The 17,656-nt window shown below is 66.0% G+C and carries 20 protein-coding genes; 8 read left to right on the top strand and 12 right to left on the bottom strand.

All coding sequences use genetic code 11. The features are described from left to right. Window positions 1–6: 6 nt before the first annotated feature. Genes IAI53_RS05210 through rsgA form a run of 3 tightly spaced genes read left to right on the top strand, consistent with a single transcriptional unit; the run spans window position 7 to window position 2,495 of the window. On the top strand, window positions 7–1,257 hold the full coding sequence (locus tag IAI53_RS05210) for a M48 family metallopeptidase (protein WP_187717063.1): 1,251 nt from the start codon (window positions 7–9) through the stop codon (window positions 1,255–1,257). A 9-nt stretch (window positions 1,258–1,266) separates the two neighbouring features. Beyond that, complete coding sequence (locus IAI53_RS05205) at window positions 1,267–1,584, top strand: cytochrome c (protein WP_187717062.1); 318 nt, start codon at window positions 1,267–1,269, stop codon at window positions 1,582–1,584. Next, window positions 1,581–2,495, top strand: coding sequence for a ribosome small subunit-dependent GTPase A (gene rsgA / locus IAI53_RS05200; protein ID WP_432813913.1), 915 nt, complete (start codon window positions 1,581–1,583; stop codon window positions 2,493–2,495). The genes IAI53_RS05205 and rsgA overlap by 4 nt, the downstream gene beginning before the upstream one ends. 14 nt (window positions 2,496–2,509) lie before the next feature. On the opposite strand, the gene IAI53_RS05195 is transcribed toward rsgA, so the two are convergent. The 4 genes from IAI53_RS05195 to IAI53_RS05180 form a co-directional block, all read right to left on the bottom strand. Beyond that, complete coding sequence (locus IAI53_RS05195) at window positions 2,510–3,454, bottom strand: alpha-E domain-containing protein (RefSeq protein ID WP_187717061.1); 945 nt, start codon at window positions 3,452–3,454, stop codon at window positions 2,510–2,512. Between the two features lie 34 nt (window positions 3,455–3,488). After that, the gene (locus IAI53_RS05190; RefSeq protein WP_187717060.1) at window positions 3,489–4,910 is read right to left on the bottom strand and encodes a circularly permuted type 2 ATP-grasp protein; all 1,422 of its coding nucleotides are present in this window, start codon (window positions 4,908–4,910) and stop codon (window positions 3,489–3,491) included. Window positions 4,911–5,148: 238 nt separating this feature from the next. Continuing rightward, window positions 5,149–6,330: an acetyl-CoA C-acyltransferase family protein gene (locus IAI53_RS05185; protein ID WP_187717059.1), complete on the bottom strand. Its 1,182-nt coding sequence runs from the start codon at window positions 6,328–6,330 to the stop codon at window positions 5,149–5,151. Between the two features lie 21 nt (window positions 6,331–6,351). Then, window positions 6,352–7,278, bottom strand: a complete 927-nt coding sequence (locus IAI53_RS05180; protein ID WP_187717058.1) for a CobD/CbiB family protein — start codon at window positions 7,276–7,278, stop codon at window positions 6,352–6,354. Window positions 7,279–7,532: 254 nt separating this feature from the next. Between IAI53_RS05180 and IAI53_RS05175 the strand changes: the two genes are divergently transcribed. Further along, the gene (locus IAI53_RS05175) at window positions 7,533–8,558 is read left to right on the top strand and encodes a diiron oxygenase (protein WP_187717057.1); all 1,026 of its coding nucleotides are present in this window, start codon (window positions 7,533–7,535) and stop codon (window positions 8,556–8,558) included. 89 nt (window positions 8,559–8,647) lie between these two features. Next, entirely contained in the window at window positions 8,648–9,697 is a 1,050-nt protein-coding gene (locus IAI53_RS05170) for a 2Fe-2S iron-sulfur cluster-binding protein (protein WP_187717056.1), read from the top strand. Window positions 9,698–9,805: 108 nt separating this feature from the next. On the opposite strand, the gene IAI53_RS05165 is transcribed toward IAI53_RS05170, so the two are convergent. The 6 genes from IAI53_RS05165 to IAI53_RS05140 all read right to left on the bottom strand — a co-directional run bounded on the left by IAI53_RS05165 (window position 9,806) and on the right by IAI53_RS05140 (window position 14,369). After that, a complete protein-coding gene (locus tag IAI53_RS05165) occupies window positions 9,806–10,291 on the bottom strand; it encodes a YajQ family cyclic di-GMP-binding protein (protein ID WP_187717055.1) in 486 nt (161 codons plus the stop codon). Window positions 10,292–10,310: 19 nt separating this feature from the next. Then, complete coding sequence (gene ppnP / locus IAI53_RS05160; protein ID WP_187717054.1) at window positions 10,311–10,634, bottom strand: pyrimidine/purine nucleoside phosphorylase; 324 nt, start codon at window positions 10,632–10,634, stop codon at window positions 10,311–10,313. Window positions 10,635–10,646: 12 nt separating this feature from the next. Then, window positions 10,647–10,877, bottom strand: coding sequence for a DUF2788 domain-containing protein (locus IAI53_RS05155; protein WP_187717053.1), 231 nt, complete (start codon window positions 10,875–10,877; stop codon window positions 10,647–10,649). Window positions 10,878–10,890: 13 nt separating this feature from the next. Further along, window positions 10,891–12,120 carry an argininosuccinate synthase gene (locus IAI53_RS05150; RefSeq protein ID WP_187717052.1) on the bottom strand — a complete coding sequence of 410 codons (1,230 nt, stop codon included), beginning with the start codon at window positions 12,118–12,120 and terminating at the stop codon, window positions 10,891–10,893. Between the two features lie 133 nt (window positions 12,121–12,253). Continuing rightward, window positions 12,254–13,180: an ornithine carbamoyltransferase gene (argF, locus tag IAI53_RS05145; RefSeq protein WP_187717051.1), complete on the bottom strand. Its 927-nt coding sequence runs from the start codon at window positions 13,178–13,180 to the stop codon at window positions 12,254–12,256. Window positions 13,181–13,196: 16 nt separating this feature from the next. After that, a complete protein-coding gene (locus IAI53_RS05140) occupies window positions 13,197–14,369 on the bottom strand; it encodes an aspartate aminotransferase family protein (protein WP_187717050.1) in 1,173 nt (390 codons plus the stop codon). Window positions 14,370–14,617: 248 nt separating this feature from the next. Here IAI53_RS05140 and IAI53_RS05135 point away from each other — a divergent pair, with 248 nt between their 5' ends. After that, a complete protein-coding gene (locus IAI53_RS05135) occupies window positions 14,618–14,914 on the top strand; it encodes a DUF3579 domain-containing protein (protein ID WP_187717049.1) in 297 nt (98 codons plus the stop codon). Window positions 14,915–15,016: 102 nt separating this feature from the next. On the opposite strand, the gene rpsT is transcribed toward IAI53_RS05135, so the two are convergent. Beyond that, on the bottom strand, window positions 15,017–15,283 hold the full coding sequence (gene rpsT / locus IAI53_RS05130; protein WP_187717048.1) for a 30S ribosomal protein S20: 267 nt from the start codon (window positions 15,281–15,283) through the stop codon (window positions 15,017–15,019). 135 nt (window positions 15,284–15,418) lie between these two features. Between rpsT and IAI53_RS05125 the strand changes: the two genes are divergently transcribed. Together IAI53_RS05125 and tal are read left to right on the top strand one after the other, a co-directional pair. Beyond that, a complete protein-coding gene (locus tag IAI53_RS05125) occupies window positions 15,419–16,171 on the top strand; it encodes a pseudouridine synthase (protein ID WP_187717047.1) in 753 nt (250 codons plus the stop codon). A 43-nt stretch (window positions 16,172–16,214) separates the two neighbouring features. Further along, on the top strand, window positions 16,215–17,291 hold the full coding sequence (tal, locus tag IAI53_RS05120; RefSeq protein ID WP_187717046.1) for a transaldolase: 1,077 nt from the start codon (window positions 16,215–16,217) through the stop codon (window positions 17,289–17,291). Window positions 17,292–17,313: 22 nt separating this feature from the next. Here the strand turns inward: tal and IAI53_RS05115 are convergent, their stop codons facing one another. Next, window positions 17,314–17,634, bottom strand: coding sequence for a DUF3135 domain-containing protein (locus IAI53_RS05115; protein ID WP_187717045.1), 321 nt, complete (start codon window positions 17,632–17,634; stop codon window positions 17,314–17,316). Between the last annotated feature and the right edge of the window lie 22 nt (window positions 17,635–17,656).

Here is a 17,656-nt window from a genome sequence, read left to right as displayed (position 1 = left end):
TTCCCCATGACGGCTTCAGCCTTTTCCCTGCTCTTCGTCCTCGTCCTGCTGGCCGGCGCCCTGCTCAAGGCGGTGCTGATGCTGCGCCAGATGCGTCATGTGCGGGCGCGGCGCGACGCCGTGCCGGCGGCGTTCGCCGATTCGATCAACCTGAGTTCGCACCAGAAGGCCGCCGATTACACCGGGGCGCGCATGCGCCTGGGGCTCGCCGAGCTCGCGGTGTCGCTGCTCTTCGTGCTCGGGCTGACCCTGGGCGGCGGCCTGCAGGCCGTCTCCGACGCCTGGCAGGCCTACTTCGCGCCCGGCACGCTGGCGCACGGCATCGCCCTGCTCGCCACGCTGGGCGTGCTCAGCTGGCTGATCGACCTGCCCTTCGCGCTGACGCGCATCTTCGGCATCGAGAAGCGCTTCGGCTTCAACCGCATGACCCCTGCGCTGTTCGCCGCCGACACCGCGCGCGAGATCCTGCTCGCGGTGGTGCTCGGCCTGCCCATCCTGGCCGCGGTGCTGTGGCTGATGGGGGCCATGGGCGAGCGCTGGTGGCTGTGGGTGTGGGCCTTCTGGTTCGGCGTGAACCTGCTCGCACTGCTGATCTGGCCGACCTTCATCGCGCCGCTGTTCAACAAGTTCACCCCGCTGGCGGACGAGGCCCTGCGCGCCCGCGTCGAAGGCCTGCTCGAGCGCTGCGGCTTCCGCTCGCGCGGGCTGTACGTGATGGACGGTTCGCGCCGCTCCGCGCACGGCAACGCCTATTTCACCGGCTTCGGCGCGGCCAAGCGCATCGTGTTCTTCGACACCCTGCTCGACAAGCTCGCGCCGCAGGAAGTCGAAGCGGTGCTGGCCCATGAACTCGGCCACTTCCACCATCGCCACGTGCTGAAGCGCATTGCGGTGATGGGCGGCGGCAGCCTGGCGGTGCTCGCCCTGCTCGGCATGCTGATCGAGCAGCCCTGGTTCTATGCCGGACTCGGCGTGAGCGGCACCGGCACCGCCATGGCGCTGGCGTTGTTCTCGCTGGTGCTGCCAGCCTTCACCTTCCCGTTCGCGCCGCTGATGAGCTACTGGTCGCGCGCCCACGAGTTCGAAGCCGACCGCTATGCGGCGCGGCAGACCCGCGCCGGCGACCTGGTCAGCGCGCTGGTCAAGCTCTACCGCGACAATGCCGCCACGCTCACACCGGACCCGCTGTATTCGCGTTTCTTCGACTCACATCCGCCGGCCGCCATCCGCGTGGCCCGGCTGCAATCACAGACCTAGGAGGCTGCGATGAAGAAGCTGCTGATGCCACTTGGCGCCCTCGCCGTGCTGCACGCCGCACCGGCCCTGGCCGACCCCTTCCCCGGCGCCGACCTGCAGGCCGGCCGCGAGCTGCACGCGGAAAACTGCGTGGCCTGTCATGCGCGCCAGTTCGGCGGCGATGACGGCTCCGACATCTACACCCGCTTCGAGCGCCGCATCACCACCGCCGACGGGCTGGCGCAGCAGATCACCGCCTGCACCACCCAGCTCAACCTCGCGCTGTTCCCGGAAGATGAACTGAACATCGCCGGCTACCTCAACACCCACTACTACAAGTTCAAGTGAGTCGCTCCGCCCACGCCGGCAAACCGCTGCACGGCCTTGTCACCGCGGCCTTCGGCCGCCACTACGAAGTGATCACCGACAGCGGCTGCCTGCAGGGCTATCCGCGCGGCAAGAAGAGCGTGTTCGCCTGTGGCGACGAGGTGGACATCGCCCCGCGCGGCGACGGCCAGGGCGCCATCGAGCACCTGCATCCGCGCCGCAACCTGCTGTGGCGCTCGGACGCCTTCCGCGAAAAGCTGATCGCCGCCAATCTCAGCCAGGTGGTGATCGTGGTGGCCACCGAACCGGCGTTCTCGGACCTGCTGGTGTCGCGCTGCGTGTGCGCGGCCGAATCGCAGGACCTGAAGGCACTGATCGTGCTCAACAAGGCCGATCTGGCCGAGCGGCTGCCGGCCGCGCGCGAGTCGCTAGCCATGTTCACCGCGCTGGGCTACCGGGTCGTCGAACTCTCGGCGCTGGACGGCGCCGACGCGCTGGGCGCCTACCTGCAGGGCGAACGCAGCATCCTGGTGGGCCAGTCCGGCATGGGCAAGTCCACTCTCACCAACGCGCTGATCCCGGAAGCCAACGCCGCCACCCGCGAGATATCAACCGCGCTCGACACCGGCAAGCACACCACCACCTTCGCCCGCCTCTACCCGCTGCCCGGAGACGGCTGGCTGATCGACAGCCCCGGCCTGCAGGCCTTCGGGCTGGCCCATCTCGACCCGGACCATCTGGCCGAGTGCTTCGTGGAATTCCGCCCCTACCTCGGCCAATGCCGCTTCCGCGACTGCCGGCACGACGCCGAGCCGGGCTGTGCCCTGCGGGGGGCGCTGGCCGCGGGCGTCATCCACCCGCGACGCTTCGAGCACTACCGCGCCATCCGCACCGAGATTGCCGAGGCAAAACGGCTCAACCCCGGCTGGTAAGGCCGCGGAAGCGTTCAGGAAACCGGCACCAGGAAGTCGTCGGCGATCCGGTTACCCAGGTCCTGCACACGACCGAGCAGGCGCACCACGTAGTTGTGCAGGCCGTCGCGCACGATGTCCTCGATGCGGCCGAAGCGCAACTGGGCCTCCATCTCGCCGGCACGGCGCTCGGTCTCCGCCGACTGGTCGTTGGCCACTTCGCGCAGGTTGGCGTAGACCTCCTTCATGCAGCGCGCGATCGAGCGCGGCATGTCGACCCGCAGCAAGAGCAGTTCGGCCACCCGCGAGGGGGTGATCAGGTCGCGGTAGACCTTGCGATACACCTCGAAGGCCGACACCGAGCGCAGCAGCGCGCTCCACTGGTGGTAGTCGGCCGCACCGCCCTCGACCTCGCCGGCCGGCAGCAGCAGCTGGTATTTCACGTCGAGGATGCGGGCAGTGTTGTCGGCGCGCTCCAGGAAGGTGCCGATGCGGATGAAGCGCAGCGACTCGTCCTGCAGCATGGTGCCGATGGTCACCCCGCGCGACAGGTGCGAGCGGTACTTCACCCATTCGAAGAATTCGCCCGCCCCGGCGTCGGCCAGCATCTCCGGGGTGAAATCGCGCATCTTCAGCCAGGTGCCGTTGGTGGTCTCCCACAGTTCGGAGGTCAGCGTGCCGCGCACCGCGTGGGCGTTCTCGCGCGCGGCGCGCAGGCAGTTGCGCACGCTGGAGGGGTTCTCGGCGTCGAAGACCATGAACTCCAGCACCGAATCCGGGCTGATCTCCGCATAGCGCTGGTGGAAGGCGCCCTCCAGCCCCATGATGCGCAGCGTGGCGCCCCAAGCCTGCTCTTCCTGCACCGCGGACTGCGGCATCATCGACATGCGGTGGTTCACATCCAGGATGCGCGCGATGTTCTCGGCGCGCTCCATGTAGCGGGCCATCCAGTAGAGGTGGTCGGCGGTACGGCTCAGCATTTCGGTTCTCCCTTCGTTCTCTCGTGTACCGCGTTCAGGCTTCCAGCACCCAGGTGTCCTTGGTGCCGCCGCCCTGCGAGGAGTTCACCACCAGGGAGCCCTCGCGCAGCGCCACCCGGGTCAGCCCGCCGGGGATCAGCTGCACCTCCTCGCCCGACAGCACGAAGGGCCTCAGGTCGATGTGGCGCGGCGCGATGCCGGCATCGACGAAGGTCGGGCAGGCGGACAGCGCCAGGGTGGGTTGGGCGATGTAGCGTTCCGGATGCTTGACGAGGATCTCGCGGAAGGCCTCGATCTCGGCCTTGGTCGCGGCGGGGCCGACCAGCATGCCGTAGCCGCCGGCACCATGGACCTCCTTCACCACCAGTTCGGGGAGCTTGTCGAGCACGTAGCGCAGGTCGTCCGGCTTGCGGCACATGTAGGTGGGTACGTTGTGCAGGATGGGCTCCTCGTCCAGATAGAAGCGCACCATCTCGGGCACGTAGGGGTAGATCGACTTGTCGTCGGCCACCCCGCTGCCGATCGCGTTCGACAGGGTCACCCGGCCGGCCCGGTAGGCCTGCAGCAGCCCCGGTACGCCCAGCACCGAATCCGGCCGGAAGGCGAGCGGGTCGAGGAAGTCGTCGTCCACCCGGCGGTAGATCACATCCACCCGCTGCGGGCCGCGCGTGGTGCGCATGAAGACCTGGTCGTCCTGCACGAACATGTCCTGCCCTTCGACCAGCTCGACGCCCATCTGCTGGGCGAGGAAGGCGTGCTCGAAGTAGGCACTGTTGTAGGCGCCCGGCGTCATCACCACCACGGTGGGGTCGGTCACCCCGGTGGGCGCCACGCTGCGCAGCGTGTTGAGCAACATGTCCGGGTAGCGGTCCACCGGCGCCACCCGGTAGCGCGAGAACAGCCGCGGAAAGAGCCGCATCATCATCTTGCGGTTCTCCAGCATGTAGGACACCCCGGAGGGCACCCGCAGGTTGTCTTCCAGCACGTAGTACTCGCCCTTGCCGGCGCGCACGATATCCACCCCGGCGATGTGGGCGTAGATGTCGCCCGGCACGTCCACACCCTGCATCACCTTGCGGTACTGCGCGTTGTTGAGCACCTGCTCGGCCGGAATGCGCCCGGCCTTGAGGATGTCCTGGTCGTGGTAGATATCGCGGATGAAGAGGTTCAGCGCCTTCACCCGCTGGCGCAGCCCGGCGGCGAGCATCTGCCATTCGTCGGCCGGAATGATGCGCGGGATGATGTCGAAGGGAATCAGCCGCTCGGTGCCTGCGTCCTTCTCGCCATACACCGCGAAGGTGATGCCATGGCGGTGGAAAAGCGCATCGGCCTCGGCGCGCTTCTGCGCCAGGCGCTCCTCGGGCATCTCCGACAGCCAGCTGGCGTAGGCCGCATAGTGCGGTCGCACGCGCCCCGCCTCGTCGGTCATCTCGTTGTAGAAATTATTGATCGTCATGACACTGGGCCTGCCTGGTCGAAGAAGGAAGGAATGCCTTTGTGACAGCTAGAAACGTGCCAGCGTTCAGAGGCATTTCCACCCCCTCCGCAGCCGCTTTGGACGCCCTTGCGCACCGTATCGGTGCATGCCTGCCAAGGCCGGCTGTAACGATGGTGCATGCGGCGCCGGAGCGGCGGCGACAGGCGAAAAAAAAACCCGCCGAAGCGGGTTTTTCGTACTGCGGCTTGCGGCGCGATCAGATGCGCTCGAAGATCGCCGCGATGCCCTGACCGCCGCCGATGCACATGGTGACCAGCGCATAGCGGCCGTTGGTGCGTTGCAGCTCGTACACCGCCTTGGTGGCGATGAAGGCGCCGGAGCAGCCCACTGGGTGGCCCAGCGCGATCGCGCCGCCGTTCGGGTTGGTCTTGGCCAGATCCAGCTCCAGGCCCTTGGCCACGGCCAGCGCCTGGGCGGCGAAGGCTTCGTTGGACTCGATGACGTCCATCTGGTCCAGGCTCAGGCCGGCGCGCTTGAGCGCCAGCTTGGAGGCCGGGATCGGGCCTTCGCCCATCACGTCGTTGGGCACGCCGGCGACCGCGTAGGACACCAGGCGGGCCATCGGCTTGTAACCGGCACTGGCCGCCACCGCGGCATCGGCCAGCACGAAGAAGGCCGCACCGTCGTTGATGCCGGAGGCGTTGCCGGCGGTCACGCTGCCGTCCTTCTTGAAGGCGGGCTTCATCTTGGCCAGCGCTTCCAGCGTGGTCATGCGCGGGTGCTCGTCGGTGTCGAACACCGTCTCGCCCTTGCGGGTCTGCTGGACGATGGGCACGATCTGCGACTTGAAGTAGCCCTCGGCGATGGCCTTGGCCGCACGATTCTGCGACTCAAGCGCGAAGGCGTCCTGCTCCTCGCGGCTGATGCCCCATTTGGTGGCCAGGTTCTCGGCGGTGATGCCCATGTGGCCGACGCCGAACGGGTCGGTCAGCACCGCGACCATCATGTCGATGGCCTTGGTGTCGCCCATGCGCGCGCCGGAGCGCAGCGCCGGCATCATGTAGCCGCCGCGCGACATGACTTCCACGCCGCCGCCGATACCGTAGTCGCAATCGCCCAGCATGATCGCCTGGGCGGTGGACACGATGCCCTGCAGGCCGGAAGAGCACAGGCGGTTGACCTGCATCGCCACCGAATCCATCGGCAGGCCGGCCTGGATGGAGGCCACGCGCGGCACGTAGGCGTAACGCGAGTCGGTGGGAATGCAGTTGCCCACCGTCACATAGTTGATCTGCTGGGGATCGACGCCGGAGCGGGAAACCGCCTCACGCATCACGGTGCCGGCGAGTTCCGCGGGCTCGATGCTGCTCAGCGAACCCCCGAAGGCACCGATTGCCGAGCGCACTGCGCTCAGCACCACAACTTCACGATTTGCCATCTGATACTCCCTCCACGTCAATCAAGCACCGACCCAGCCGGCAATTCCGACCAGGGCCAGCAACACCAGGCAGAGCAACAGCGCGCGCCACACCAGGCCGACCGTACTCTGCATGTAATCGGCATCGGCTTCTTCGCCGACCCCCACTTCCGGGCGCTCGAGGATCTCGCCCGATTCATGAACCGGCATGCCGAGGCGCACGCCCATGGCGCCTGCACCGCTGGCCAGCAGTATACCGGACGCCCTGTCCGGCCACAGGATGGCCTGGGTACGCCAGCAGAACACGGCGTCCTCGAAGTCGCCCATGACCGAGAAGGACGCGGCGGTGAGGCGCACCGGCACGAAGTCGATGACCTCGAAGGCCTTGCGGGCGAACTGGCCGAAGTCGCCGAACTCGGCATCGCGCCGCGTGCCCCAGTCCTCGGCGAAATAGCGGGTCAGGCGGTAGAACACCGCCCCACACGGACCCGGCAGCACGATGAACCAGAACACTACGCCGAAAACGTTACGGTGTGCCGACACCAGCGCCTGCTCGATGGCCAGGCGGGCCACCTCGCTGGAGCTGGCCTCGCGATACTGCCCGCCACGCCATTCGCCCAGCAGGCTGCGGGCGCGATCGAGTTCGCCCATGCGCAGGGCCAGGTGAATGTCGGTAAAGAAATGGCTTTCCTGGCGGAAACCCATGGTCACGTAGAGGACCGCGACGTTGAACAGGAAGGCGAGCAGCGGATGAAGCTGCCACAGGAGGTAGAAGGCCAGCCCCGCTACCGCAGTGGCCGGGATCACCACCAGCAGCCACGCCACCTGGCCGTTGCGCGCGCGCCCGTCGTTGAAGCGTTCCACAAGCAGGGTTGAGAGACGGCCCAGGGGTCCTGCCACGACCTGCTGCGCAGGCAAGGGACGCACCTGCTCGATGAGCAGGGCGATGATCAGCGAGAAGAGCGTCATTCGGGATCGTCAGGGTGAAATCAGGCGGACAGCCCGCGCTGCGGCTGTGTTGGCGACGATACCACAACTGCGGGTCAGTTCATCGCTGCCTCGCTGATGCCATCACGCTGAACGAGCCCCTTTCTTTCGCTGACCGACCGGTCGATCAATTTTGTGTTTTATTGATCTAGGTCAACTTTTCGCCGGCTCTTTGGCCTCATCTTTCGCTTCAAGCGGCGGTCGGCCGCTATCCACAAGAGAATGAGGAGACACGAATGGCCCGCAACGAGAAGCTCGCACAACAGATGGAGTTTCCACCCGAGACCCAGCAACCCAACGTCTACCCGCTGAGCTGGCACGCCCAGACCGCGAAGATGGAGGAAGTCTGGGACGCTGCCCAGCGCGAGAACTGGGACCCCAAGAAGCTGCCCTGGGACACCCTGGACGTCGAGTCCTACTCCTGGGAGGAGCGCGAGGCGATCGCCTACTGGTGGACGCTGCTGTCGGTATTCGACGCCTCCGCCCCCCCGGTGTTTGCCGAAGCCTTTATCAAGACCTATGAAGTGCATGAAGAAGATCCGGTGCGCCGCTGCTTCTTCTCGGTGACCCGCGACGAGCAGAACCACGAGCAGATGTGCGGCCTGGCGGTCACCAAGTTCCTGGAGCACCCGGACCCGCTGACCTACGAACCCAAGACCGAACTCGGCCGTCGCCTGCAGAAGAACGCCAAGTGGCTGTACTACAACGGCGGGCGCTACTGGACCGGCTACAAGCAGGCGGTGCCCAAGTATTCGCTGGCGGTGCTGTTCAGCTCCTTCCTGATGGGCGAGATCGCCGCGGCGACGATCTTCAAGCAGATGCACGACAACTCGCGCGAACTGGTGTTCAAGGAAGCCTTCCGCAACATCGGCCGCGACGAAGGCCGCCACATGGCGATCTGCATGGCGCTGATGGAGCGCGACTACCCGCGCCTGCCGCAGGAGGACAAGGCCCTGGTCACCAAGCAGATCCGCGCCGGTTATCTCTTCCTCTCGGCCGTGCTGTTCGAGCCGCCGATGGAGTTCTGGGACCTGCCGAACGACTTCATCGACAACCAGCGCGAGGCCGAGGAAGTGGCGCGCGGCGCCGGCTTCGGCGTGCCGAGCTATGAAGCGAAGAAGGAAAACTGGAAGAACGCCATGCTGAACCTCAAGGGCGTGCTCGACCGCTACGACATCCCCTTCCCGGCCATTCCGGAAGTGGGCATCACCGGCCAGGAAGTGTCCGACATCGACATGCAGGACATCATCCCGGTGTTCTGAACGTCGCAACACGCATGACGACGGGCCGCGGGCAATGTACCCGCGGCCCTTTGCACATCCTCGACAGCTACCCCGATCGGGAGACAAGAATGCAGAAGATCCGCCTCCACCCCTCCGGCCGCGAGGTCGAATGCGCCGCCGGAGACACCGTGCTCGGCGCGCTGGAGAAAGCCGGCTACGCGCTGCCCAACAACTGTCGCGCGGGCGCCTGTGGCGAATGCAAGGTCAAGGTGCTGTCCGGCCAGTTCGACCAGGGCATGGTGCTGGACATGGCGCTCTCGCAGGACGAGCGCAAGCAGGGATACGGGCTGATGTGTATGGCCAAGCCCCTGTCACCGGAGCTGGTCATCGAATGGGGGACCGAGGACGCCAAGCCCAAGCTCTTTCCGCCGCGCGAGGACCAGCGCTTCGTGCTCACCGACCGCATCGCGCGCACCCCGCGCATCCTCGAACTGCACTTCCGTCCGGTCGGCCAGCCGATGCGCTACTGGCCGGGGCAATACGTCACCCTGGGCGACGAGCGCGCCGGCGCCCCGGCACGCTGCTACTCGATCGCCAACGCGCCGCGGCCCGATGGCGAGATCGTGCTGCAGATCACCCGTGTGGAAGACGGCCAGACCAGCCGCTGGGTGCACGACACCCTGAAGATCGGCGACCTGGTGAAGATCTCCGGCCCCTATGGCACCTTCATCGGCGACCCTTCGGTGGATACGCCGGTGTTGTGCATGGCGGCCGGCTCGGGGCTCGCGCCCATCCTGTCGCTCACCGAGGCAGCGCTGCGGCGCTCCTACCGCAAGCCGGTCACCCTGCTGTTCTCGGCGCGGGAAGAGGCCGATCTCTACGACTTCGGCATGATGAAGTACTGGGAGACCCGCCACCGCAACTTCACCTACCGGCCGACACTGACCGGCGAAAGCCGCGAGGGCATGTTGCACGGGCGCATCCCGGCGGTGCTGCCCGGCCTGTTCCCGGACCTGTCCAAGCACAGCGTGTTCGTCGCCGGCAGCCCGGAGTTCGTCACTGCCTGCGTCGAGGCCGCCAAGGCGCTCGGCGCGCAGGACGAACTGATTCACACCGAGGGTTACTTCGGCCAGGCGATTCCGCAGACCGCCCCGCCCAGTCATCTGGTGGCGGCGTAAGCGAGTCCGCTACCCGGTCACCATGTAGGAGCGGCCTTGGCCGCGATGCGAGCGTTGTGTTGACTACCGCCGCATCGCGGCCAAGGCCGCTCCTGCAAGGGATTCTGCTCAGTCTCGGAAATTGCCGTACTGTAGCGGGAAGTCGGTGATTTCCTTCCGCACCAGCGCGATCACGTCCTGCAGCACGTCGCGCTTGGCGCCGGAAACACGCACCGCATCACCCTGGATGGCGGCCTGGACCTTGAGCTTGCTGTCCTTGATCAGCTTGACGATCTTCTTCGCCAAGTCCTGCTCGACGCCCACCCGCACCTTCACGTCCTGCTTGACCTTGTTGCCGGAGACCTTCTGCACGTCGCCATAGTCCAGGCAGCGCACGTCGACCTTCTTGCCGGTCATCTCGGGCAGCAGCACCGCAGTCATCTGTTCGAGCTGGAAGTCGCTGTCGGCGAACAGGGTCAGCACCTTGTCGGCCTGCTCGATGCGCGCGTCGCTGCCCTTGAAGTCGTAGCGGTTGCCGATCTTGCGATTGGCCACGTCGACCGCGTTGCGCAGGGCGACCTCATCGACCTCGGACATGATGTCGAAAGACGGCATGGCGCTCCCCTCCTCCGTTTCAGCCGAAATGGCAGATGTAGTGGTAGGGCTCGCCGCTCACTTCGATGTCGAAGCTGGAATTGCCCGGCACGTCGAAGGAATCGCCCGCGCCATAGGTCTTCCACTCGCTCTCGCCCTTCAGGCGCACGCGGCAGCTGCCGGCCACGCCTTCCATGATCTCCGGTGCGCCGGTGTTGAAGGTGAGGCTGGCCGGCAGGATCACGCCGACCGACTTCTTCGTACCGTCGGCCAGCACGATGCCGTGACTGACGCACTTGCCGTCGAAATACACGTTGGCCTTGGTGGTGACGGCCGCGCCGTCGAACTTCTCGGTAACGCTCATTGCTTCCCCTGCTTACTCGATACCCATCAACTTCTGGATCAGGCCCTTGGCCACGAAGCCGACGAAGCCCAGGCCCAAGGCGACGAACATCCACACCGTGCCGTACTTCCCGGCCTTGGACTCCTTGGCCAGGTTGCCGATGATGAACAGCATGTAGATGATCAGCGCGGTGAAGCACACCTTCAGCGAGATGTCTTCGAACTCCGCGATAGTCAGGCCGAAGATCAGGACTTCGTTATCCATTCCCGGCTTCCGCTCAACCCCGCTTGGCCTTCGCGTTGGCGGCGATGCGCATGCGCAGCGCGTTCAGGCGGATGAAGCCGTGGGCGTCCTTCTGGTTGTAGGCGCCGGCATCGTCCTCGAAGGTGGCGATGGTCGGATCGAACAGCGAGTCGGTCTTGGAGTCGCGCCCGGTGACGATGACGTTGCCCTTGTAGAGCTTGAGGCGCACCCAGCCGTTGACGGTCTGCTGGGTGTGGTCGATCAGCGCCTGGAGGGCCTGGCGCTCCGGGCTCCACCAGTAGCCGTTGTAGATCATGCTGGCGTAGCGCGGCATCAGGTCGTCCTTGAGGTGGGCGACTTCGCGGTCGAGCGTGATCGACTCGATGGCGCGGTGGGCCTTGAGCAGGATGGTGCCCCCCGGGGTCTCGTAGCAGCCGCGGCTCTTCATGCCGACGTAGCGGTTCTCTACCAGGTCCAGGCGACCGATGCCGTGCTTGCCACCGAGCTCATTGAGCTTGGCGAGCACCTCGTGGGCGTTGAGGCGAGTGCCGTTGATCGCGACGACGTCGCCCTTCTCGAACTCCAGGTCGACATACTCGGCGGCATCCGGCGCCGCTTCCGGCGACACCGTCCAGCGCCACATGTCTTCCTCGGCTTCCGCCGCCGGGTTCTCCAGGTGACGGCCTTCGAAGGAGATGTGCAGCAGGTTGGCATCCATCGAGTAGGGCGAACCGCCCTGCTTGTGCTTCATCTCGATCGGGATGCCGGCCTTCTCGGCATACGCGAGCAGCTTCTCGCGCGACAGCAGGTCCCACTCGCGCCACGGGGCGATGACCTTCACGCCCGGCATCAGCGCGTAGTAGCCGAGTTCGAAGCGCACCTGGTCGTTGCCCTTGCCGGTGGCGCCGTGCGACACCGCGTCGGCGCCGGTGGCGCGCGCGATCTCGATCTGACGCTTGGCGATCAGCGGGCGAGCGATCGAGGTGCCCAGCAGGTATTCGCCTTCATAAATGGTGTTGGCACGGAACATCGGGAAGACGAAGTCGCGCACGAACTCCTCGCGCAGGTCGTCGATGAAGATGTTCTCCGGCTTGATGCCGAACTTCAGCGCCTTGGTGCGCGCCGGTTCGAGCTCCTCGCCCTGGCCGAGGTCGGCGGTGAAGGTCACCACCTCGCACTGGTAGGTGTCCTGCAGCCACTTGAGGATCACCGAGGTATCCAGCCCGCCTGAGTAGGCGAGCACCACTTTCTTGACGTCGCTCATGCTCTTTCCTGTTTTCTGCTGTGTTGCCGGCGCCCACGCCCGTGGACGCCGTGATGTTCGCGCAGGAGCGGGCTCACCCGCGATTCGTCGAACGGTCCGAACGCCGTATCGCGGGCAAGCCCGCTCCTGCCGGTTATTTCGTTTCCACCTTGCCGAGCACCAGGTACTCCATCAGGGCCTTCTGCACGTGCAGTCGGTTTTCGGCCTCGTCCCATACAACGGACTGAGCGCCGTCGATGACTTCGGCGGTCACCTCTTCGCCGCGATGCGCGGGCAGGCAGTGCATGAAGACCGCCTGCGGGTCGGCCACCGCCATCATCTCGGCGTCCACGCACCAGTCGGCAAAAGCCTTCATGCGCTCTTCGTTTTCCGCCTCGAAGCCCATCGAGGTCCACACGTCGGTGGTGACCAGGTGGGCGCCCTTGCAGGCCTCCAGTGGATCGGCGAACTGCTCGAAGTGGTCGGTGCCATACAGACCGGCGCGCTCCGGCTCCACCTCGTAGCCCGGGGGCGTGGACACGTGGACGTTGAAGTCCAGCACCTCAGCCGCCTGCAGCCAGGTGTTGCACATGTTGTTGGAGTCGCCCACCCAGGCCACGGTCTTGCCCTGGATGCAGCCGCGGTGTTCGATGAAGGTGAAGATGTCGGCGAGGATCTGGCAGGGGTGATACTCGTTGGTCAGGCCGTTGATCAGCGGCACGCGCGAGTTCGCCGCGAAGCGCTCGATGATGTCCTGCTCGAAGGTGCGGATCATCACCACGTCGCTCATACGCGAGATCACCTGCGCAGCATCCTCCACCGGCTCACCCCGCCCCAGTTGCGAATCGCGGGTGTTGAGGTAGATCGCCGAGCCGCCGAGCTGATGCATGCCGGCCTCGAAGGACAGGCGGGTGCGGGTGCTGGCCTTCTCGAAGATCATCACCAGCGTACGGTCGAACAGCGGATGGTAGGGCTCGTAGCGCTTGTACTTGTCCTTGATCCAGCGGGTGCGCTCGAACAGGTACTCGTACTCCTCGCGGGTGAAGTCCTTGAACTGAAGATAGTGCTTGAGTGCCGTCATCGGTACGCCGCCTCACTCATTGCGACAGGAAGTCGCGGATCAGCGGGGCGAGCTTGCCGACCAGCGTCTGCGCTTCCGCTTCGGTCAGGGTCAGCGGCGGCAGCAGACGCACCACGCGCTCGGCGGTCACGTTGATCAGCAGGCCCGCCTCCAGCGCCTTGCCGACCAGGACGCCACAGGGGCGATCGAGCTCGATGCCGATCATCAACCCGCGGCCGCGGATGTCGGCCACGCCGTCAACATCCGACAGCGCTTCGCTGATACCGGCACGGATCGCCTCGCCGACCTTCAGCGCATTGGACATCAGCCCGTCGCTTTCGATCACCTCCAGCGTGGTCAGCCCGGCCGCGCAGGCCAGCGGATTGCCGCCGAAGGTGGAGCCGTGGTTGCCCGGACCGAACAGCCCGGCAGCCCGGCCGGAGGTCAGGCACGCGCCGATCGGCACACCCGAACCCAGCCCCTTGGCCAGCGTCATTACATCCGGTTTCACGCCGGCGTGCTGCCAGCCGAACCAGCGCCCGGTACGGCCGATGCCGCACTGCACCTCGTCACAGATCATCAGCCAGCCGTTCTGGTCGCAGATCTCGCGCAGTTCGCGCTGGAACTGGTCGTCGGCCACGTTGATGCCGCCTTCGCCCTGGATCATCTCAAGCATCACGGCGACGATGCCATGGTTGTGCTCCGCGATCGCGCGGATCGCGCCGATATCCTTGTAGGGCACGCGCACGAAACCGCTGACCAGCGGTTCGAAGCCCGCCTGGCTCTTGCGGTTGCCGGTAGCGGACAGGGTGGCGAGGGTGCGGCCGTGGAAGGCGTTCTCCATCACGATGATGGTGGGCAGTTCGATGCCCTTCTGGTGCCCGTAGAAGCGGGCCAGCTTGATCGCCGCCTCGTTGGCCTCGCAACCGGAGTTGCACAGGAAGACCTCGTCCATGCCGGACAGCGCAGCCAGCCGGTCGGCGAGTTGCTCCTGCAGCGGAATGCGGTACAGGTTGGAGGTGTGCAGCACCTTCGCCGCCTGCTCGGCAATCGTGCGGACAAGGCGCGGATGGTTATGGCCCAGCGTCGATACAGCGATCCCGGCCAAGGCGTCCAGATAGCGCTTGCCCGTCTCATCGTAAATCCACGCGCCTTCCCCGTGGGTGAAGGCCACGGGCTGCCTGGCGTAGGTATTCATCAGATGCGACATGGAAATCCCCGATAAGGATGAACCACAAAAACGCACACGGCGGCAGACGCCGCCGTGGGATTGGCAAAGGAGGGATGGTAAGGGAATCCGACCGGGTTGTATATATTGCGCCGAGCGCCATCCCGGGGACGTTCCGCATCGCGAACCGCCGATTTCTGTTAGAATCCGCCCCGCTTTGCGAGGCGCCCCCGCATACCCGCAGGCCGCGGCGCCACACCCCGATTCCCGAAGCCCAAACGGCGTGACACATGAATCAGAAGATCGAAAGCTTTGTCATCATCGGGGTCACGAGAGAGGGAAAGAAGTTCCGCCCCAGCGATTGGGCGGACCGACTGTGCGGCATCATGTCGGCCTTCGGCGCCGACCACCGGATGATGTACTCCCCCTACGTGCGCCCCGGCTGCACCCTCAAAGGCGACAAGACGGTGCTCGTGGACGCCCGCCTCTACGACATCGAGCCGCTGGCCTACAAGTTCCTGATCAACTTCGCCAACGACAACGATCTGCAGATGGAGCCGATCGACGACGACCAGGCCGCGCCCTGAGCGCAGCGGCCTGCGCGATCAAGCCGCGCGCAGCGCGCGGCACGCAGAAAACAGAACGGCGACCCGCGGGTCGCCGTTCTCGTACCACCGAGTCGAAAAGACTCAGGCGGCCATCGCCTTCACGGCGGCAGACAGGCGGCTCTTGTGGCGAGCAGCCTTGTTCTTGTGGATGATCTTCTTGTCGGCGATGCTGTCGATGGTGCTCATCGAGGTGCGAAACACCGACTGAGCCGCCGCCTTGTCGCCACCCACGATGGCCTTGCGAACGGCCTTGATCGCGGTACGCAAACGCGAGCGCAGGCTGGCGTTGTGAGCGCGAGCCTTGACCGCTTGACGGGCACGCTTGCGGGCTTGTGCGGAGTTGGCCATAGATTTACTTCCGTTGTACAGGTTTAGAAAACACGGCATTCTAGCGGCGCCGCGCGACGCATGCAAGTGCAATGCGCGCCCCCGGCTGCCACCGCTCACCGCCGAGGCTCGGCGCCCCTCTCACCGACGCTGCGAATGCTGCCCATTCTCTACCAGGACGACCATCTGGTCGCCATCCACAAGCCGGCCGGCCTGCTGGTCCACCGCTCGGCGCTCGACGCCCACGAAACCCGTTTCGCAGTGCAGATGCTGCGCGACCAGCTCGGGCGCCATGTCTTCCCGGTACACAGACTGGACAAGGGCACCTCGGGCGTGCTGCTGTTCGCGCTCGATCGGGAAACGCTGACCCGGCTGGCCGGCCACTTCGAGGAACGCACCGTCGCCAAGCGCTACCTCGCGGTGGTGCGCGGCCATCCGCCCGCAAGCGGGCTGATCGACCACGCCTTGAGCCGGCGGCATGACGATGCCGAACACCGGCCCAGCGGAGCGCTCGAAGACCCGCGCCCCGCCCTGACCCGCTTCGACACGCTGGCGACCGTCGAACTGCCCCACCGGGTCGACCGCTACCCCACCAGCCGCTACGCCCTGGTTTCCCTGAACCCGGAAACCGGCCGGCGCCATCAGCTCAGGCGCCACCTGAAGCACATCGCCCACCCCATCATCGGCGACGCCACTTTCGGCAAGGGCCGCCACAACCGGCTGTTCCAGCAGCTTTTCGGCAGTTCGCGGCTATTGCTTGCGAGCACCCTGCTCGCTTTCGAGCACCCGTGGAGCGGCGCGGCGCTGCGGATCGAAGCCGCGCCTGACGGCGATTTCATGCAGGTGGTCGATGCGCTCGGCTGGGGCGAGGCGCTGCGCACCGGTCTTTCGACTGTCATCGATTCGTAGCACAATGACCCGCTGACCAACACTGTCCGAACGAAGAACCCCGATGAACCGCCTGCTTCAAGTCCGCGAACTCGGCCAGCAGATCTGGCTGGACAATCTCTCCCGCTCGCTGATCCGGGACGGCCACCTGAGCCGCTTCATCCACGACGACGGCGTCAGCGGCATCACCACCAATCCGGCGATCTTCCACAAGGCGATCGCGGACGGACGGTATTACGAGGAGGACCTCGCGGCCCTGCGGGCCCAGCCGCTGAGCGCGGAGGCACGCTACGAAGCCCTGGTGATCCCCGACGTGCAGTCGGCCTGCGATCTGCTCCGCCCCACCTGGGAAGCGAGCGGCGGCGACATGGGCTATGTCAGCCTGGAAGTATCCCCCGCGCTTGCTCATGACCGCGACGGTACGGTAGCGGCCGGCCTGCGCCTGCGCCAGGCCGTGGGCCGGGACAATCTGCTGATCAAGGTGCCGGCCACCCCCGCCGGCCTGGGCGCGATCGAGGACCTGATCGCCGCAGGCGTGAGCGTGAACGTGACCCTGATGTTCTCGCTCGCCCATGTCGATGCGGTAGCGGAGGCCTATCTTCGCGGGCTCGACCGCCTGCGCGACGCCGGTGGCGATCTCACGCGGGTGATGTCGGTAGCCAGCCTCTTTCTCAGCCGTGTGGACACCCTGGTCGACAAGCAACTGGAGACCCAGGGCGGACCGGCGCGCGATTGGCTGGGCCACAGCGCAGTCGCCATGGCCAAACTGGCCTACGAACGCTATCGCGAGCGCTTCCACGGGGCAGGCTTCGAGCGTTTGCGCGCAGCCGGGGCGAGGCCGCAGTACATGCTCTGGGCGAGCACCGGCACCAAGAACCCGGCCTACAGCGATCTGCTCTATGTCGAAGCGCTGATCGGCGCGGAAACGGTCAACACCCTGCCGGACGCCACCCTGGCGGCGCTGATCGACCACGGCAAGGTGAGTGACACCCTGTCCCAAGGCACCGAGCACGCAGCGGCGTGCTTTCGCGCACTGGACGAACTGGGGGTGGACATGGACGCAGTCGGCGAGACGCTTCAGGCCGACGGACTGCGGCAGTTCGAGGAAGCCTTCGCCAAGCTGCTCGTCCTGACCGAGTAGGCGCTCCCGCAACGGGCGCTTGTCAGAGAATGCGTTCCAGGCGATCGAGGTGGGCCACCGCGGCATCCAGCCGCTCGGTGGCTTCGCGCAGCGCGACGCTTTGCTCGCCCAGGGCGGCGAGATGTTCTTCCATCAGCTTCGAGACGGTCAGCAGGGCATTCATCGGCGTGCCGGCCGACAGGCGCACACAGTCGATATAGCCCTGCATTTCCCTCAAGCGCCGGGCTTCATTTGCCGGATGCGTGCCGATGAAGCGCTCGATCGCGCTACGGCGGGCTCGGAAGTAGGCTTCCGGGTCCTGCTCCGCAAGCCTGCGCCAGTGATCGAAATCGAAATCCGCCACGCTGCCCCCTCACGGGGTACAC

The sequence above is a fragment of the Thauera sedimentorum genome (genome assembly GCF_014489115.1).
In the GTDB taxonomy this organism is placed as follows: domain Bacteria; phylum Pseudomonadota; class Gammaproteobacteria; order Burkholderiales; family Rhodocyclaceae; genus Pseudothauera; species Pseudothauera sedimentorum.
This window is presented reverse-complemented; position numbering and strand designations above follow the sequence as displayed.

Bases quoted from the DNA above. Each gene is read 5' to 3' on its own strand.
- IAI53_RS05180 (WP_187717058.1), bottom strand. From the start codon at position 7,278: ATGACGCTCTTCTCGCTGATCATCGCCCTGCTCATCGAGCAGGTGCGT.
- ppnP (WP_187717054.1), bottom strand. From the start codon at position 10,634: ATGAGCGTTACCGAGAAGTTCGACGGCGCGGCCGTCACCACCAAGGCC.
- IAI53_RS05195 (WP_187717061.1), bottom strand. From the start codon at position 3,454: ATGCTGAGCCGTACCGCCGACCACCTCTACTGGATGGCCCGCTACATG.
- argF (WP_187717051.1), bottom strand. From the start codon at position 13,180: ATGACGGCACTCAAGCACTATCTTCAGTTCAAGGACTTCACCCGCGAG.
- IAI53_RS05135 (WP_187717049.1), top strand. From the start codon at position 14,618: ATGAATCAGAAGATCGAAAGCTTTGTCATCATCGGGGTCACGAGAGAG.
- IAI53_RS05140 (WP_187717050.1), bottom strand. From the start codon at position 14,369: ATGTCGCATCTGATGAATACCTACGCCAGGCAGCCCGTGGCCTTCACC.
- IAI53_RS05165 (WP_187717055.1), bottom strand. From the start codon at position 10,291: ATGCCGTCTTTCGACATCATGTCCGAGGTCGATGAGGTCGCCCTGCGC.
- IAI53_RS05170 (WP_187717056.1), top strand. From the start codon at position 8,648: ATGCAGAAGATCCGCCTCCACCCCTCCGGCCGCGAGGTCGAATGCGCC.
- IAI53_RS05210 (WP_187717063.1), top strand. From the start codon at position 7: ATGACGGCTTCAGCCTTTTCCCTGCTCTTCGTCCTCGTCCTGCTGGCC.
- IAI53_RS05125 (WP_187717047.1), top strand. From the start codon at position 15,419: ATGCTGCCCATTCTCTACCAGGACGACCATCTGGTCGCCATCCACAAG.
- IAI53_RS05150 (WP_187717052.1), bottom strand. From the start codon at position 12,120: ATGAGCGACGTCAAGAAAGTGGTGCTCGCCTACTCAGGCGGGCTGGAT.
- rpsT (WP_187717048.1), bottom strand. From the start codon at position 15,283: ATGGCCAACTCCGCACAAGCCCGCAAGCGTGCCCGTCAAGCGGTCAAG.
- IAI53_RS05155 (WP_187717053.1), bottom strand. From the start codon at position 10,877: ATGGATAACGAAGTCCTGATCTTCGGCCTGACTATCGCGGAGTTCGAA.
- IAI53_RS05205 (WP_187717062.1), top strand. From the start codon at position 1,267: ATGAAGAAGCTGCTGATGCCACTTGGCGCCCTCGCCGTGCTGCACGCC.
- IAI53_RS05175 (WP_187717057.1), top strand. From the start codon at position 7,533: ATGGCCCGCAACGAGAAGCTCGCACAACAGATGGAGTTTCCACCCGAG.
- IAI53_RS05190 (WP_187717060.1), bottom strand. From the start codon at position 4,910: ATGACGATCAATAATTTCTACAACGAGATGACCGACGAGGCGGGGCGC.
- tal (WP_187717046.1), top strand. From the start codon at position 16,215: ATGAACCGCCTGCTTCAAGTCCGCGAACTCGGCCAGCAGATCTGGCTG.
- IAI53_RS05185 (WP_187717059.1), bottom strand. From the start codon at position 6,330: ATGGCAAATCGTGAAGTTGTGGTGCTGAGCGCAGTGCGCTCGGCAATC.